This is a genomic window from Myroides marinus, assembly GCF_900109075.1.
Taxonomy (GTDB): Bacteria; Bacteroidota; Bacteroidia; order Flavobacteriales; family Flavobacteriaceae; genus Flavobacterium; species Flavobacterium marinum_A.
The window spans coordinates 267346-281063 of sequence record NZ_FNYS01000001.1 but is presented as its reverse complement, the minus strand read 5'-3'; the positions used below and the strand labels follow the sequence as shown (position 1 = coordinate 281063).

Below are 13718 nucleotides of genomic sequence, written 5' to 3'. Positions count from 1 at the left end.
TTTCTTGCTTTATAGGCATAATGCTTTATGCCGACAACGTATTTCCTTATTATTTACTTCAATGTATTGAGAGATTAATTTCTCTTTTTTCGTATGGCGTATTATATGATTCTTAATACTTACGTGACATTAGGCTTGCCTAAGTTATTGTGGATAAGGATCGAGGGTTTTCACATAGTGCATTCAGAATAGGCACAATTTAAATTTCTTTATATAGACATTACGTTCAAACCTTAGTTTTAGAGATTTATTTTTATAAATTTATAGGAACCAATTATTTAAAAACTATTATGAAGGTAATAAAGAAAATCCTGAAGTGGCTGATAGTCATAATCGCATTAGTGGTAGCATTGATGTATATCTTTAAGGTGGATTATCTATTCACTGCGGTTCGTACTATTTATTTTAATGGATATAAGACAGCGTTCTTAGATGATTATAAGTATTTTCCTACACGTGAGATTAAGAATGATGTAGGACAACCGTGGGCATTCACTAAGGATTATAACACAGTGAAGGCAAGTGAGAATCTAGAGAAGACACATAAGGAGCTTCAGTCTATTGCGTTTATAGTAATTAAGAATGATAGTATCTTTTATGAGGCTTACTATGATGGGTATGATAAAGACTCTTATACTAACTCGTTCTCTATGGCTAAGAGTATTGTGTCTGCTGCTCTAGGTAAGGCATTACAGAGAGGGGAGATTAAGAGCTTAGATCAGAAAGTGATTGATTTTTTACCTGAATTAAAAGGACAATATAAGGATGATATTACTGTAGGAGATTTGTCTTCTATGGCATCTGGTTTAGATTGGGATGAGGCGTACTATAGCCCATTCTCTATTGTGACTAGAGCATACTTTGACGATGACTTGCGCAGTGTTATGCTGGGACTTGAGATAAAGGATAAGCCAGGTCAAGAGTTTATCTATAAGAGTGGAGATACAGAGTTGTTAACTATGGTACTAGAAAAGGCGACTGGTAAACCTTTGTCTGAATATGTGTCAGAGTATTTCTGGAAGCCAATGGGGGCTGAGAACCCTGCTCTATGGCAGATAGATCATAAAGGAGATGGGGTAGAGAAGTCATACTGCTGCTTCACGAGTAATGCTAGAGACTTCGCTAGATTCGGAAAGTTATATAGAGATAAGGGGATGTGGAATGGACAGCAGATATTAGATAGTTCGTTTATAGAGAAGTCTATAACTCCTCGATTTAAGAATGCTCCTGAGTATGGATATGGATGGTGGCTAGTGAACTATAGAGGACAAGATTTCTTCTATATGAGAGGTCACTTAGGTCAGTTCGTTATCGTATCTCCTAAGGATAATGTGATTATCGTACGCCTAGGGCATCTTAAAGGGGTGCAGACAGAGACTGATCCTCACAGCAATGATCTATATACATATATAGACGAAGCGTATAGTATGCTAGACCAAAGAAAGTAGGATATGCTGAGTAGTTTAGAGTTAGATAGCCTGTTGTTTTTTGATATAGAGACTGTTCCTGTAAGTAGTAGTTATGATGAGTTGGATGAAGAGATGCAGGAATTGTTTGATATCAAAACGGCTTATCAACGCAAGGATGGTCAGACAGCAAGTGAGTTTTATGAGCGAGCTGGTATTTGGGCAGAGTTTGGTAAGGTGGTTTGTATCTCTGTGGGATACTTTACTTATAAGAATGGAGACAGGCAGTTTAGGGTTAAGTCTTTTGCTGGTGAAGAGAGAGTATTGTTAGAAGAGTTTTCTAATCTAATTGAGGGATACTTTAGAGATCCTAGTCGCATGCTATGTGGTCACAATATCAGGGAGTTTGATATCCCATTTGTGGTTAGAAGAATGTTGATAAATGGGGTAAAAATCCCCAATAAGTTGTGTATGTTTGGGAAAAAACCGTGGGAAGTAAATCATCTAGATACCATGGAGTTATGGAAAATCGGAGATTATAAAAATTTTACATCTTTAAAGCTTTTGACTAGAATTCTTGATATTCCTTCACCAAAAGATGATATAGACGGTAGTGAAGTGGCAAAAGTGTACTATGAGGATAATAATATCGACAGAATTATAGTGTACTGTGAGAAAGACGTAGTAGCTGTGGCACAGGTTTTGCTTAGGTTTAAGCGAGAGGAATTGCTAAGTTTTGAAGAGATATTATCTGTTTAGGTTAAGGAATAGTTAAAAAACATTGGTTAGTGTTTGGTGTTAAAATATATTTTTCCTATTTTTGACTGTAAATAAAGAGATAATAATGCAAATAATTTATTCAAATACGGTTTATTCGATGAAGTCTGTAGTCTTATGTAAGATTGCATATTTTGTGGTATAGGGTACTTTTGAATAATTAATAATATTTATTAAGCCTCTGTACCTCTACAGGGGCTTTTTTTTTAAAATAATAACAACATAAATAATAGAGTAATGAATTTAGTCTTTAATCACATAACGTCAACGTCATATAAGGGAATTTGTATTCCTGTGCGTTCGATGTGGACATACGTTACCAAGAGTGATTGCTGCTTCTGATTTACAATATTTGATATGTAATGATAAAGAAATGAAAAGGTCCTTTTGGTATATACTACTAAAAGGACCTTTTTTTATGGTTTAATATATAATACTTACAAAAAAATGGAAAGTAAAGTTTTAAAAGTTTTGGGGTTCTCTGTGAGAGAGCAACAATTCGCTGTAAAAACAGCCAACTACTCTTTCACAGTGAAAGATGGGAGAGAATTAGTTAGAGACGTTAATGCGGACTCTGCAGAATTATTATTAGCTAAGTTAGCGGGTAGTATCCATGCTGTGGGTAAACTAATCGGTAATACTTTAGGGCTAAACCTTAAGTCTATTCAGATAGAAGTGTCTGGTGTAATCAAAGGTGAAGGCTTCGAAAAAGATAACTTAGATCACTTTAATAGAGTAGACGTAGTGGTAAAACCTACTTCTGAGGCATCTATCGTGTTGCTAAAAGAATGGTTAGACGCTGTGAAATCAGCTTGCCCAATGTTTGCAAATTTTAAAGAAAAAACTCCTACTATCGTTACGTTAGTCAAGGAATATGATGAAGTAAAAGTAGCTTAGTATGTCTGTATATTCTATAACAATTGTGGTATAGTATAGATGTTTAATTAGTTTATTAGATAGCTTATACTATATCACAATTATTATATATTTTTGTTATTCTAGTGATCGTACTGAATATACAAATGAAAGAAGAGACACCTATATTATCTGTAAGGGATTTACAAATTGATTTTCTGAAAGAGAAATCATGGAATACTATTATCAAGAAGAGTTCTTTTGATATCTATTCTAATGAAATTCTCGGTGTAGTAGGAGAATCTGGTTCTGGTAAGTCAGTTACATCACTTGCATTAATGGGGCTATTGCCTAGAGAGATTTCTCAGATAGCTTCTGGTAATATTATTTTTGAAGGGAAAGATATTACGCATTATACAGATAGAGAGTTTCGCTTACTACGCGGAGCACAAATATCTATGATATTCCAAGAACCTATGAGTGCTCTAAATCCTTCAATCACATGTGGAGAGCAAGTAGCGGAGATATTACGCGAACACACTTCTCTTAGGGGTAAAGATTTAAAAGATGAGGTGTTACGCCTTTTTGAGAGAGTTAAATTACCTAATCCAAACCAAGTTTATAGTAAATATCCACATCAGATATCTGGTGGACAGAAGCAAAGAGTAATGATAGCTATGGCTGTGGCATGTAAGCCTAAGTTGCTTATAGCTGATGAGCCTACTACTGCTCTAGATGTAACGGTACAAAATGAAATCATTAATCTACTGAAGGATTTGCAGAAAGATAATAATATGAGTATATTATTTATCTCTCATGACCTTAATCTAGTGTTGTCTATTAGTGATCGCATATTAGTGATGTATAAAGGAGATATAGTGGAACAGGGTGGAGCTACTGATGTGTTTAATCATCCTCAAGATGTCTATACTCAAGCTTTAGTAGCATCACGGCCTTCGCTGACAGAGCGATTAAAAAGATTGTCTACTATAGGTGATTTTCTAAATAATAAGGTGGTTAAAGAGGTGGTGACTCCTGAGAATCGCAAGAATAAGTTGGTTGCTTTATATAGTCAAGCGCCTTTGTTAGAAATACGCAGTGTATTTAAGGATTATGTGATAAATGGAGGGCTGTTTAAAAAAGGGATATTCCATGCATTACAAGATATTAGCTTTAATGTGTATGAGGGAGAAACTCTTGGGCTAGTAGGAGAGAGTGGTTGTGGTAAGTCTACACTAGGTAATGTAATCTTACAACTGGATAGAGCTACTAAAGGGCAAATATTCTATAAAGGACAGGATATTACGAAGCTGTCATCCAAGGAGTTTAGAGTGTTTAGAAAGGATATACAGATCATTTTTCAGGATCCGTATTCTTCATTAAACCCTAGACTTACAGTTGGGCAGGCTATTATGGAACCAATGAAGGTACATAAGATTGGTAATAATGATGCAGATCGAAGAGGGAAGGTTATAGAAATATTATATCGAGTAGGGTTAGATGAGACTGTGTTTAGTAGATATCCACATGAGTTCTCAGGTGGACAAAGACAACGTATAGGTATAGCGAGAACTATAGCTGTACAACCAAAGCTTATTATATGTGATGAGTCTGTGTCTGCTCTGGATATATCTGTGCAAGCACAGGTACTTAACTTACTTAATGACTTAAAGGACAATTATAACTTCACGTATATTTTTATATCGCACGACTTATCTGTAGTGAAGTATATGTCAGATAACGTGATGGTGATGAATAAGGGAAGAATAGAAGAAATAGGTGAGGCTGATGAATTATATGCCAATCCTAAGACAACATATACAAAAGGATTGATCAGTTCGATACCTAAATAAAATAATAAAGGCTCCTACATAAGGAGCCTTTATTATTTTAGTATACATTTAGGTTTAATTAAAACCAGAGTATGGAACTTCATCCTCAACGAAGTTAATACCATAGTTTTCTAATTCTTTTAGAATAGGTTCGTATACATCTTCGGTGATAGGCATCTGTACACCTGGTGTAGTGATGATTCCCTTTAGTATTTTTAGTGTAGCTATGGCTACTGGTAATCCTACTGTTTTAGCCATGGCAGTATATACTTGATTATCTCCAAGACATACCATGCGTGAATCTATTTGTTTCTTTTCTCCATGTAGTTCATATCCAATACGGTGATACATAACAATCATGTCTTTATCGTCAGGATCTAATGTCCAAGAGTCACTTAGTATCTTCTCTAAGATCTGTGCAGGAGTAGCTTGTTTTAACCCTATTTTTTTGGTTGGGTTAAATAAATCAAGTTCTAATAATTTGTCCCACATAATATCATCTTGGTCAATGCCAAGAGCGAGTCTTAGTTTGGTTTCGACTGTGTCGGTAGGATGGTATGGTAGATAGGAGTTGATAAACTCTCTGTAAGTCATTTCTTCAGAGTTGTCTATTTTATAACTGTCATCTGTGATACCTAATTCTACGAATAGATTCCACGCTCTAGAGTACCCTACTCTTCGTATCGTTCCTCTAAATATTGTACGGGCGTCATCTAGTCCATAAATGTCTTTATATTTTAAAGAATCTCTATTGGCATATGCTTCAAACTTTCCATAACCATCTACGTTTAGGAACTCTGTACGTCTAAAGACTTTGTTATATGGGATATACTTGTATTGTCCTTCTTGTAGGAATTTAGCTGCTCCACCTTGTCCTGCAAGTACTACGTTACGAGGGTTCCAAGTGAATTTGTAATTCCAAAGATTGGTGTCTGATTCAGGAGCGATAAGTCCGCCGCAAAAAGATTCAAAAGAGATGACTTTACCTCCTTTGTTTTTAATGTCATGTATAATTTTCATGGCACTCATGTGGTCTATACCTGGGTCTAGACCTATTTCGTTCATGAAAATAAGATTGTTAGCTGTTACTTCTTCATTTAGTTCTTGCATAGCAGGACTGATGTAAGAAGCTGTAACCATATGTTTTTTATATCTAACACAATCCTTAGCTAACTCAACGTGTAATATAGCTGGTAACATAGAGACTACAATGTCTGCTTTCTGTACTAATGCTTGTCGTTCAGATTCGTTGAATAGGTCAAAAGCAATTGGAGTTGCATTTGGATGATTCATTGCCTTCTGTTGGGCAGACTCAAGGGATAAGTCACCTATGGTAAGATGTAAGTTCTCTTCTTTTGACTTGTCTAAGAGATACTTGATTAATGAAGAGCTGGATCTACCTGCTCCTACTATTAAAATTTCTTTGGTCATAATATTTTAGTTGGTTTTTCAATATACAAAATAGCTGTTCAATATTGAGATAAAATTGTACAAAAATTATGATGTGCTAATTGAGTGATAAGTTGTATATTTGAAAGAAAAATAAATGGGACGAAAAGTTGTTTTTATTGCAGCATTAATTGGTGCTATCGGAATAATGTTAGGAGCATTTGGAGCTCATGGACTGAAAAAAGTTGTTTCAGAAGCTCAGGTACTAACTTTTGAAGTAGGAGTACGTTACCAAATGTATCATGCCTTTTTTTTACTTTTTATAGGAATGAGCAGTTATTTTTCAGACAAGGCTAAAAAAACAGCTATGTATCTGGTTTTGTTTGGTATATTGTTCTTCTCCGGATCTATCTATCTTTTGACTTTTAAAGATATGATTTCCATTAACTTAAGATTTATTGGGCCTATTACACCTGTGGGTGGGGTACTGTTTATTATTGCATGGTTATATGCTGGTATACAGGCGTATAAAGGTAAAAATGCGATTAAATAATTCTTTTGTATATTTATATTTTAAATTTATTTCTAAGTTTGCAAACAAATTAATACACAACCTAAATAATGAAAATGGATATTTCTGAATCAATTTCACTGGAAAAATATGGTATTAAAGATGTTGTAGAGGTAATCTATAATCCTTCGTACGACGTTTTATATAATGAAGAGACTAACCCAAACTTATCAGGGTACGATAAAGGAGTAGTAACTGAGCTAGGTGCAGTTAACGTAATGACTGGAGAGTTTACAGGACGTTCTCCTAAAGATAAGTACATCGTTAAAGATTCAGTTACAGAAAACACTGTATGGTGGAATTCTCCAGAATCTCCAAATGATAACAAACCAATTGACAACAAAACTTGGGCTGCATTAAAAGAAAACACAGTTAATCAGTTATCAGGGAAAAGATTATTCGTTGTTGATGCGTTTTGTGGGGCTAACGAGAACACTCGTTTAAAAGTAAGATTTATCATGGAAGTAGCGTGGCAAGCGCACTTCGTAACAAATATGTTTATCCGTCCAACTGCAGAAGAGTTAGCTAACTTCGGTGAGCCAGACTTCGTAGTAATGAACGGTTCTAAAACTTCATTTAAAGACTATAAAAACTACGGATTAAATTCTGAGGTTTATGTAGCATTTAACTTAACTGAGAAAATCCAAGTTATTGGAGGTACTTGGTACGGTGGAGAGATGAAAAAAGGTATGTTCGCTATGATGAACTACTATTTACCTCTTCAAGGAATGGCTGCAATGCACTGTTCTGCAAACAAAGGTAAAGATGGTGATGTTGCTGTATTCTTTGGATTATCAGGAACAGGAAAAACAACTTTATCAACAGATCCTAAACGTGAGTTAATCGGAGATGATGAGCACGGATGGGATGATGAAGGAGTATTCAACTTTGAAGGAGGTTGTTATGCTAAGACTATTAGCTTAAGCAAAGAGAATGAGCCAGATATTTATGGTGCTATTCGTCGTGACGCTTTATTAGAAAACGTTACTGTAGATGCTAATGGAATTATTGACTTCAACGATGGTTCTGTTACACAAAATACACGTGTATCTTACCCTATCAACCATATTGACAATATCGTTAAGCCGGTATCTAAAGCTGGACATGCGACTAAAGTTATCTTCTTAACTGCAGATGCTTTTGGTGTTATGCCTCCAGTTTCTAAATTGACTCCAGAGCAAACTAAATATTACTTCTTATCAGGATTTACAGCTAAGTTAGCTGGTACTGAGCGTGGAGTAACTAAACCAGAGCCTACATTCTCTGCTTGTTTCGGTAAAGCTTTCTTATCTCTACACCCAACTCAATACGGTGAAGAATTAGTTAAGAAAATGGAAGAGCACAATGCTACAGCTTATATGGTGAACACTGGATGGAATGGTACTGGTAAACGTATCTCTATTAAAGATACTAGAGCTATTATCGACCGTATCTTAGATGGTTCTATCGAGAATGCTGAGACTACGATTGTTCCTATTTACAACTTCGCTGTTCCTACAGCTTTAGAAGGAGTAGATACTAACATCTTAGATCCTCGTAACACTTATGACAATGCTGCTGAGTGGGAAGAGAAAGCAAAAGATTTAGCTGCTTTATTCGTTGAGAACTTTAAATTGTACTCAAACAATGAAGAAGGAAAAGCATTAGTAGCTGCTGGACCTCAATTATAATAGAATATCATATATTTTATATAAATCAAAAGGAGATGATTATGTCATCTCCTTTTTTTGTGGGTATATCTTTCTAGATTGCCTTTTTTAAGAGGTTTAAAGAGTAATTTTGGATTAAGTGAGGAAAAGTATTGATATAAAAAAACCTCCTTGTAAAAAGGAGGTTTTGTATTGTTTAAGTGTATTACTTGTTTGCTTGCTGAATATATTTCTCTAAGGCCATAGTCATAGATGGTGTACCAGGTGCTGGTGCCATAATATCTACTCTAAGGTTGTGATCTAGAGCTTCTTTTTGTGTAGTAGTACCAAATACAGCTATTCTAGTATTATCTTGACTAAAGTCAGGGAAGTTCTTGAATAGAGATTTAATACCTGTAGGGCTAAAGAAGGCTAATACATCATACTTCACATCTGCTAAATCAGATAAATCACTCATCACAGTACGATAGAATGTACCTGGAGTCCAGTTTACTTTTAAATCATTTAAAGTAGTTGGAACATCGTGATTTAATTGATCAGATGCTGGTAATAAGAACGTCTCATCTTTGTATTTTTTAATCAAAGGAGCTAGTTCTGCAAAGTCTTTTTGTCCTACGTAAATCTTTCTTTTACGATATACCACGTATTTTTGTAAGTAATAAGCTACAGCTTCAGACTGACAGAAATATTTAAGTGTTTCTGGCACTTTATATCTCATTTCTTCTGCTACTCTAAAGAAGTGATCTACTGAGTTTTTACTTGTTAAAATAATAGCAGTAAAGTTGTTTAGATCAATTTTTTGGTGTCTTACCTCTTTGGCTGGAACACCTTCTACGTGGATGAAGGGTCTAAAGTCAATTTTTACTTTGAATTTCTGCTCTAATTCGAAGTAAGGTGAGTTTTCTACTTTAGGCTCTGGTTGAGAAACCAAAATTGTTTTCACTTTCATAATTGTACTTTTTCTTATAAGGCTCCATAATCTTTAAACCAGAAATATAATAATAGATAAGGAGCTATTTCAAGGGTGCAAAGATACAAAATAAAATAGAAGACTTTATTTATTATTGATTTTTGGTTGTTTTTTATAAAAATGATGTATAATAGGATATTTGTTGCGATTAACGCAATTAAAAAAGATCCTATTATAAACTTGTTAGTAATATCGTTGTAGAATAGTAGTACGTCTACAGCTAACAAGATCATTCCTAAGTAATTTCGATATGTTGCTTTTTGAAGGTTTAATGCATCTGAAAATTCTTCTATACCAAAGGTAGTAGAGATAATTTTATCAATTAAGTATTTACCAATGATAAAAGTTCCTACAAAGTTTAGAATCATTAAGAATGAACCAAAGTTGTAAATAGGAATAATACCAAATGACTTTAATGCTATCTGTACAAAGAAGGTTACAGATAATAATTGAACCAAAAGAAATGAAAGTGTAAAACTGTTTCTTAAGTTTGTGTTGTCTTTGTAAATCTTTAGATATTTATTAGATACTGCAAGTTTAGTGAACTCAGTGAAACGGACACCGAATATCGTTCTATTAATTGCAATAATAGAGAATCCTATAAAGAAAAGGATAGTGGCCCAATCTTTACTTGGTATTATGCGATCGATAAGTATTAGGTTCTCCATAATTAGTGCAAAATTAGCAAAAAAAACATTCAATGATACTTTGTATTTTATTTAAGTGCTAACTTTATAGAAAAAGGTTATTTTTGTGCCAAACGTTTTAAACATGGAATTAGGACTTGTCATTATACCAACGTATAATGAAATTGAAAATATAGAGTTGATTATTGATGCTGTGATGGCATTGCCTCAACGTTTTCACGTTCTAATTGTCGATGATAATTCTCCCGACGGTACTGCTGATGTAGTACAAAGACTTCAAGAAAAATATCCAACTACTTTATTTTTAGAAAAGAGACAAGGTAAGAATGGTCTTGGTACTGCCTATGTACATGGTTTTAGATGGGCTTTATCTCGATTATATGACTATGTTTTCGAGATGGATGCAGACTTTTCTCATGATCCTAAAGATTTGCCAAGGTTACTAGAAGCTTGTAAAGCTAATCAAGGTCTTGCTATTGGTTCTAGATACGTTACTGGTGTAAATGTAGTTAATTGGCCACTTAATAGAGTTTTGTTGTCTTATGGTGCATCTATTTATGTTCGTATGATTACAGGAATGAAGATTAAGGATACCACAGCAGGCTTTGTATGTTTTTCACGACAAGTATTAGAGAGCTTCGATTTAGATAAAGTGCGTTTCGTTGGATATGCATTCCAAATAGAGATGAAGTATCGCACTTATGTCAAGAAGTTTGCTATTACAGAAGTACCTATTATATTCACTGACCGCACTAGAGGTGAATCTAAGATGTCCGGAGGTATTATTAAAGAAGCTGTTTTTGGAGTAATTAATTTACGTATTCGCAAACTACTTAACACACTATAATGACACAGTATTTAATTAAAAACGGAAAGGTTGTAAACGAAGGAACTACAACAGTATCTGATGTATTAATCGAGAACGGATTTATTACTAAAGTTGCACCTTCTATAGAAGTTGCTGACAATGTAACTGTGATTGACGCCACTGGTAAATACGTTATACCTGGTATGATCGATGATCAAGTACACTTTAGAGAACCTGGATTAACACATAAAGGAGATATCGAATCTGAATCAAGAGCTGCTATCGCTGGAGGTATTACTTCTTTTATAGAACAACCAAATACAGTACCTAATGCTGTAACACAAGAAATACTTGAAGAGAAATACCAGATAGCTTCTACTAAGTCTTTTGCTAACTATTCATTTATGATGGGAGGTACAAATGACAATTTAGAAGAGTTATTAAAAACGAATCCTCGTAATGTAGCAGGTATTAAATTGTTTTTAGGATCGTCTACAGGAAATATGCTTGTGGATAGACAGGATGTGTTAGAGAAGATATTTTCAAGTACTTCGCTTCTAATTGCTGTACACGCAGAGGATGAAGGTACAATCAAAGCTAATCTAGCTAAGTATAAAGAAGAGTTTGGAGAGGATATACCAGTTAAGTATCACCCAATTATCAGAAGTGAAGAAGCGTGCTATATCTCATCATCTAAGGCTATTGAATTAGCTAAGAAAACAGGGGCTAGATTACATGTGTTCCATGTTTCTACCGCTAAAGAAACAGAGTTGTTTAGAAATGATATTCCATTAAAAGATAAGAAGATTACAGCAGAGGTATGTGTACACCACCTTTGGTTTACTGATAAAGACTATGACACTAAAGGGAACTTCATTAAATGGAACCCTGCAGTTAAGACTGAAGCTGATAGAGATGGGTTGTGGAAAGCATTATTAGATGATAGAATAGATGTTATTGCAACTGATCATGCTCCTCATACACTAGAAGAGAAGAGTAAAGCTTATATGTCTGCTCCATCAGGAGGGCCATTAGTACAGCATGCATTAGTATCTCTATTCGAAGCATCTAAACAAGGTAAGATTAGTGTAGAGAAGATTGTTGAAAAAACTGCTCATAATCCAGCTATCTTATTCCAAGTGGAGAAGAGAGGATATGTTAAGGAAGGTTATCACGCAGATATTGCTATTATTGATACTGACTATAAATGGGAGGTAAGCAAAGAGAATGTGTTGTATAAATGCGGATGGTCACCATTCGAAGGGCAAGAGTTTAGTTCAAAAATAACTCATACTTTTGTCAACGGTTTCCTTGCTTATGAAAATGATAAGGTAAATGAACAACATCAAGGACAACGATTATTGTTTGTAAGATAAAACCTAAAAATAAAATGAATAGATTCTTAGTTATATTAACGGTTCTTATTCTTATGTCGTGTAAGAATAGTACTACTAAACCAACTCCTTTTATAGAACAAAAGAAAATGGAAGATATCTTATACGATATGGCTGTATTATACTCTATAGAGAGTGTAAGTGCTTATAGTAGAGAAGATACTCTAAAGAAGATTAATGTTAGTGCTATATATAAGAAGTATGACATCGACAGTCTTACTTTTGTCTCTAATAATAGGTATTATGTAGAGTTAGGAGATGGTGTATATAATAAGATGCAAAACAATATTCTAGCTCGTCTAGAAGCAGCTAAAGTAGTAGCTGATTCTCTTTATAACAAGTTTGAAGCTAATAAAGAAGATCAGAAGGCTATCGAAGATGCTCTTCCGCAATTAGAGGCAGAAAAGATTGATAGTGTTCAAATTCAAAAGAAATAGTATTCTTTATTTTCGAACAATCATAGATATATTTAGAATGAGAAGCTTGCGCGAGAGATCGTGTGAAGCTTCTTTTTTTTCTAGTTATTAGAGAGACAAGGTTATCTAACTTCCAAGCTAATACACTAGAGGTACGTGATACTTTTATACTAGGATGTTTCTTACCCATAAGGTCAGCGATATAGTTGATTAGCTCTTGGTATGAGATGTTGTCAGATACTAGTGCAAATCTCTCATTTTTAACTTCACTATTCATAAGCATATACATAGCATTCACCACATCATTTACACCTACTATACCAGCAATACCTTTTGTATAAAAAGGAAAGTCTTTTTTTACTTTCTGAAAGAAAGCTCCACTACCTTCATAGCCAAAACCTCTACCGAATATAATACCTGGATTGACGATGATAACATCTAATCCTTCTTGAGTACCTCTCCATACCTCCATTTCAGCACCATACTTTGTGATAGCATAGTCCCCGTGATATAGTTCTGGATTCCAATCTGTTGTTTCAGTGATGACTTTATCTTTAGCTAGAGTTTCACCTAGAGCAGCTATAGAACTAACATAGCAGAGTTTCTTTATGTTAAAGGCAATAGATAGATTGACGATATTCGCAGTACCTTCTATATTGGTTTTGCGTAGTTGTTTCTCGTCTTTAGGTTCAAACGAAACTAGTGCAGCACAGTGGTAAACATAATCTACATCTTTAAATGCTACTTCTAATGCAGGTACATCAATTAAGTCAGCTTTTACCCATTCTATTTTTAAGAATAATTTCGCTTGATTATTTAAAGCAAAGAAAGCCTTTGTTTTTTTAATACTTTCTTCATTTCTGTATATAGCACGTATTGCATCTTCTGACTGAAGAAGATGTAATAATAAATGCGCTCCTACTAAGCCTGTACCTCCTGTAACTAGTATCATATTTAGACAAAAGTAAGTTATATGTTTTACATAGTGAAAAATTATGAAATAA

General features: G+C 34.4%; 13 protein-coding genes. 9 read left to right on the top strand and 4 right to left on the bottom strand.

Annotation, left to right across the window (positions count from 1 at the left end; all coding sequences use genetic code 11):
• Positions 1–290: 290 nt before the first annotated feature.
• The 4 genes from BMX53_RS01275 to BMX53_RS01260 all read left to right on the top strand — a co-directional run bounded on the left by BMX53_RS01275 (position 291) and on the right by BMX53_RS01260 (position 4891).
• Positions 291–1448 (top strand): serine hydrolase domain-containing protein, encoded by a 1158-nt coding sequence (locus BMX53_RS01275; protein WP_063175161.1) that lies wholly within the window; start codon positions 291–293, stop codon positions 1446–1448.
• Positions 1449–1451: 3 nt separating this feature from the next.
• Positions 1452–2165, top strand: a complete 714-nt coding sequence (locus tag BMX53_RS01270; protein ID WP_063175162.1) for a 3'-5' exonuclease — start codon at positions 1452–1454, stop codon at positions 2163–2165.
• 465 nt (positions 2166–2630) lie between these two features.
• Positions 2631–3080: an OsmC family protein gene (locus BMX53_RS01265; RefSeq protein WP_038984916.1), complete on the top strand. Its 450-nt coding sequence runs from the start codon at positions 2631–2633 to the stop codon at positions 3078–3080.
• Positions 3081–3205: 125 nt separating this feature from the next.
• Positions 3206–4891 (top strand): ABC transporter ATP-binding protein, encoded by a 1686-nt coding sequence (locus BMX53_RS01260; protein WP_063175163.1) that lies wholly within the window; start codon positions 3206–3208, stop codon positions 4889–4891.
• A 54-nt stretch (positions 4892–4945) separates the two neighbouring features.
• Here BMX53_RS01260 and BMX53_RS01255 read toward each other — a convergent pair whose 3' ends face one another.
• Entirely contained in the window at positions 4946–6301 is a 1356-nt protein-coding gene (locus tag BMX53_RS01255; RefSeq protein WP_074744235.1) for a saccharopine dehydrogenase family protein, read from the bottom strand.
• 115 nt (positions 6302–6416) lie between these two features.
• Here BMX53_RS01255 and BMX53_RS01250 point away from each other — a divergent pair, with 115 nt between their 5' ends.
• Both BMX53_RS01250 and pckA read left to right on the top strand, forming a co-directional pair.
• Positions 6417–6812, top strand: a complete 396-nt coding sequence (locus BMX53_RS01250; protein ID WP_038984910.1) for a DUF423 domain-containing protein — start codon at positions 6417–6419, stop codon at positions 6810–6812.
• Positions 6813–6886: 74 nt separating this feature from the next.
• On the top strand, positions 6887–8500 hold the full coding sequence (pckA, locus tag BMX53_RS01245; RefSeq protein ID WP_080752477.1) for a phosphoenolpyruvate carboxykinase (ATP): 1614 nt from the start codon (positions 6887–6889) through the stop codon (positions 8498–8500).
• Between the two features lie 184 nt (positions 8501–8684).
• Here pckA and BMX53_RS01240 read toward each other — a convergent pair whose 3' ends face one another.
• Both BMX53_RS01240 and BMX53_RS01235 read right to left on the bottom strand, forming a co-directional pair.
• On the bottom strand, positions 8685–9428 hold the full coding sequence (locus BMX53_RS01240) for a uroporphyrinogen-III synthase (protein ID WP_038984907.1): 744 nt from the start codon (positions 9426–9428) through the stop codon (positions 8685–8687).
• A 14-nt stretch (positions 9429–9442) separates the two neighbouring features.
• Positions 9443–10117 (bottom strand): DUF4271 domain-containing protein, encoded by a 675-nt coding sequence (locus tag BMX53_RS01235; RefSeq protein ID WP_038984906.1) that lies wholly within the window; start codon positions 10115–10117, stop codon positions 9443–9445.
• Between the two features lie 103 nt (positions 10118–10220).
• On the opposite strand from BMX53_RS01235, the gene BMX53_RS01230 reads away from it, so the two are divergent.
• Genes BMX53_RS01230 through BMX53_RS01220 form a run of 3 tightly spaced genes read left to right on the top strand, consistent with a single transcriptional unit; the run spans position 10221 to position 12735 of the window.
• A complete protein-coding gene (locus BMX53_RS01230) occupies positions 10221–10943 on the top strand; it encodes a polyprenol monophosphomannose synthase (protein WP_074744233.1) in 723 nt (240 codons plus the stop codon).
• Positions 10943–12280: a dihydroorotase gene (locus BMX53_RS01225; protein WP_038984904.1), complete on the top strand. Its 1338-nt coding sequence runs from the start codon at positions 10943–10945 to the stop codon at positions 12278–12280. The genes BMX53_RS01230 and BMX53_RS01225 overlap by 1 nt, the downstream gene beginning before the upstream one ends.
• Positions 12281–12294: 14 nt before the next feature.
• Entirely contained in the window at positions 12295–12735 is a 441-nt protein-coding gene (locus BMX53_RS01220; protein WP_063175167.1) for a DUF4296 domain-containing protein, read from the top strand.
• Here BMX53_RS01220 and BMX53_RS01215 read toward each other — a convergent pair.
• Positions 12668–13666, bottom strand: coding sequence for an NAD-dependent epimerase/dehydratase family protein (locus tag BMX53_RS01215; protein WP_074744231.1), 999 nt, complete (start codon positions 13664–13666; stop codon positions 12668–12670). The two genes, BMX53_RS01220 and BMX53_RS01215, sit on opposite strands and share 68 nt — an antisense overlap.
• Between the last annotated feature and the right edge of the window lie 52 nt (positions 13667–13718).

Bases quoted from the DNA above. Each gene is read 5' to 3' on its own strand.
- BMX53_RS01275 (WP_063175161.1), top strand. From the start codon at position 291: ATGAAGGTAATAAAGAAAATCCTGAAGTGGCTGATAGTCATAATCGCA.
- BMX53_RS01270 (WP_063175162.1), top strand. From the start codon at position 1,452: ATGCTGAGTAGTTTAGAGTTAGATAGCCTGTTGTTTTTTGATATAGAG.
- BMX53_RS01265 (WP_038984916.1), top strand. From the start codon at position 2,631: ATGGAAAGTAAAGTTTTAAAAGTTTTGGGGTTCTCTGTGAGAGAGCAA.
- BMX53_RS01260 (WP_063175163.1), top strand. From the start codon at position 3,206: ATGAAAGAAGAGACACCTATATTATCTGTAAGGGATTTACAAATTGAT.
- BMX53_RS01255 (WP_074744235.1), bottom strand. From the start codon at position 6,301: ATGACCAAAGAAATTTTAATAGTAGGAGCAGGTAGATCCAGCTCTTCA.
- BMX53_RS01250 (WP_038984910.1), top strand. From the start codon at position 6,417: ATGGGACGAAAAGTTGTTTTTATTGCAGCATTAATTGGTGCTATCGGA.
- pckA (WP_080752477.1), top strand. From the start codon at position 6,887: ATGGATATTTCTGAATCAATTTCACTGGAAAAATATGGTATTAAAGAT.
- BMX53_RS01240 (WP_038984907.1), bottom strand. From the start codon at position 9,428: ATGAAAGTGAAAACAATTTTGGTTTCTCAACCAGAGCCTAAAGTAGAA.
- BMX53_RS01235 (WP_038984906.1), bottom strand. From the start codon at position 10,117: ATGGAGAACCTAATACTTATCGATCGCATAATACCAAGTAAAGATTGG.
- BMX53_RS01230 (WP_074744233.1), top strand. From the start codon at position 10,221: ATGGAATTAGGACTTGTCATTATACCAACGTATAATGAAATTGAAAAT.
- BMX53_RS01225 (WP_038984904.1), top strand. From the start codon at position 10,943: ATGACACAGTATTTAATTAAAAACGGAAAGGTTGTAAACGAAGGAACT.
- BMX53_RS01220 (WP_063175167.1), top strand. From the start codon at position 12,295: ATGAATAGATTCTTAGTTATATTAACGGTTCTTATTCTTATGTCGTGT.
- BMX53_RS01215 (WP_074744231.1), bottom strand. From the start codon at position 13,666: ATGATACTAGTTACAGGAGGTACAGGCTTAGTAGGAGCGCATTTATTA.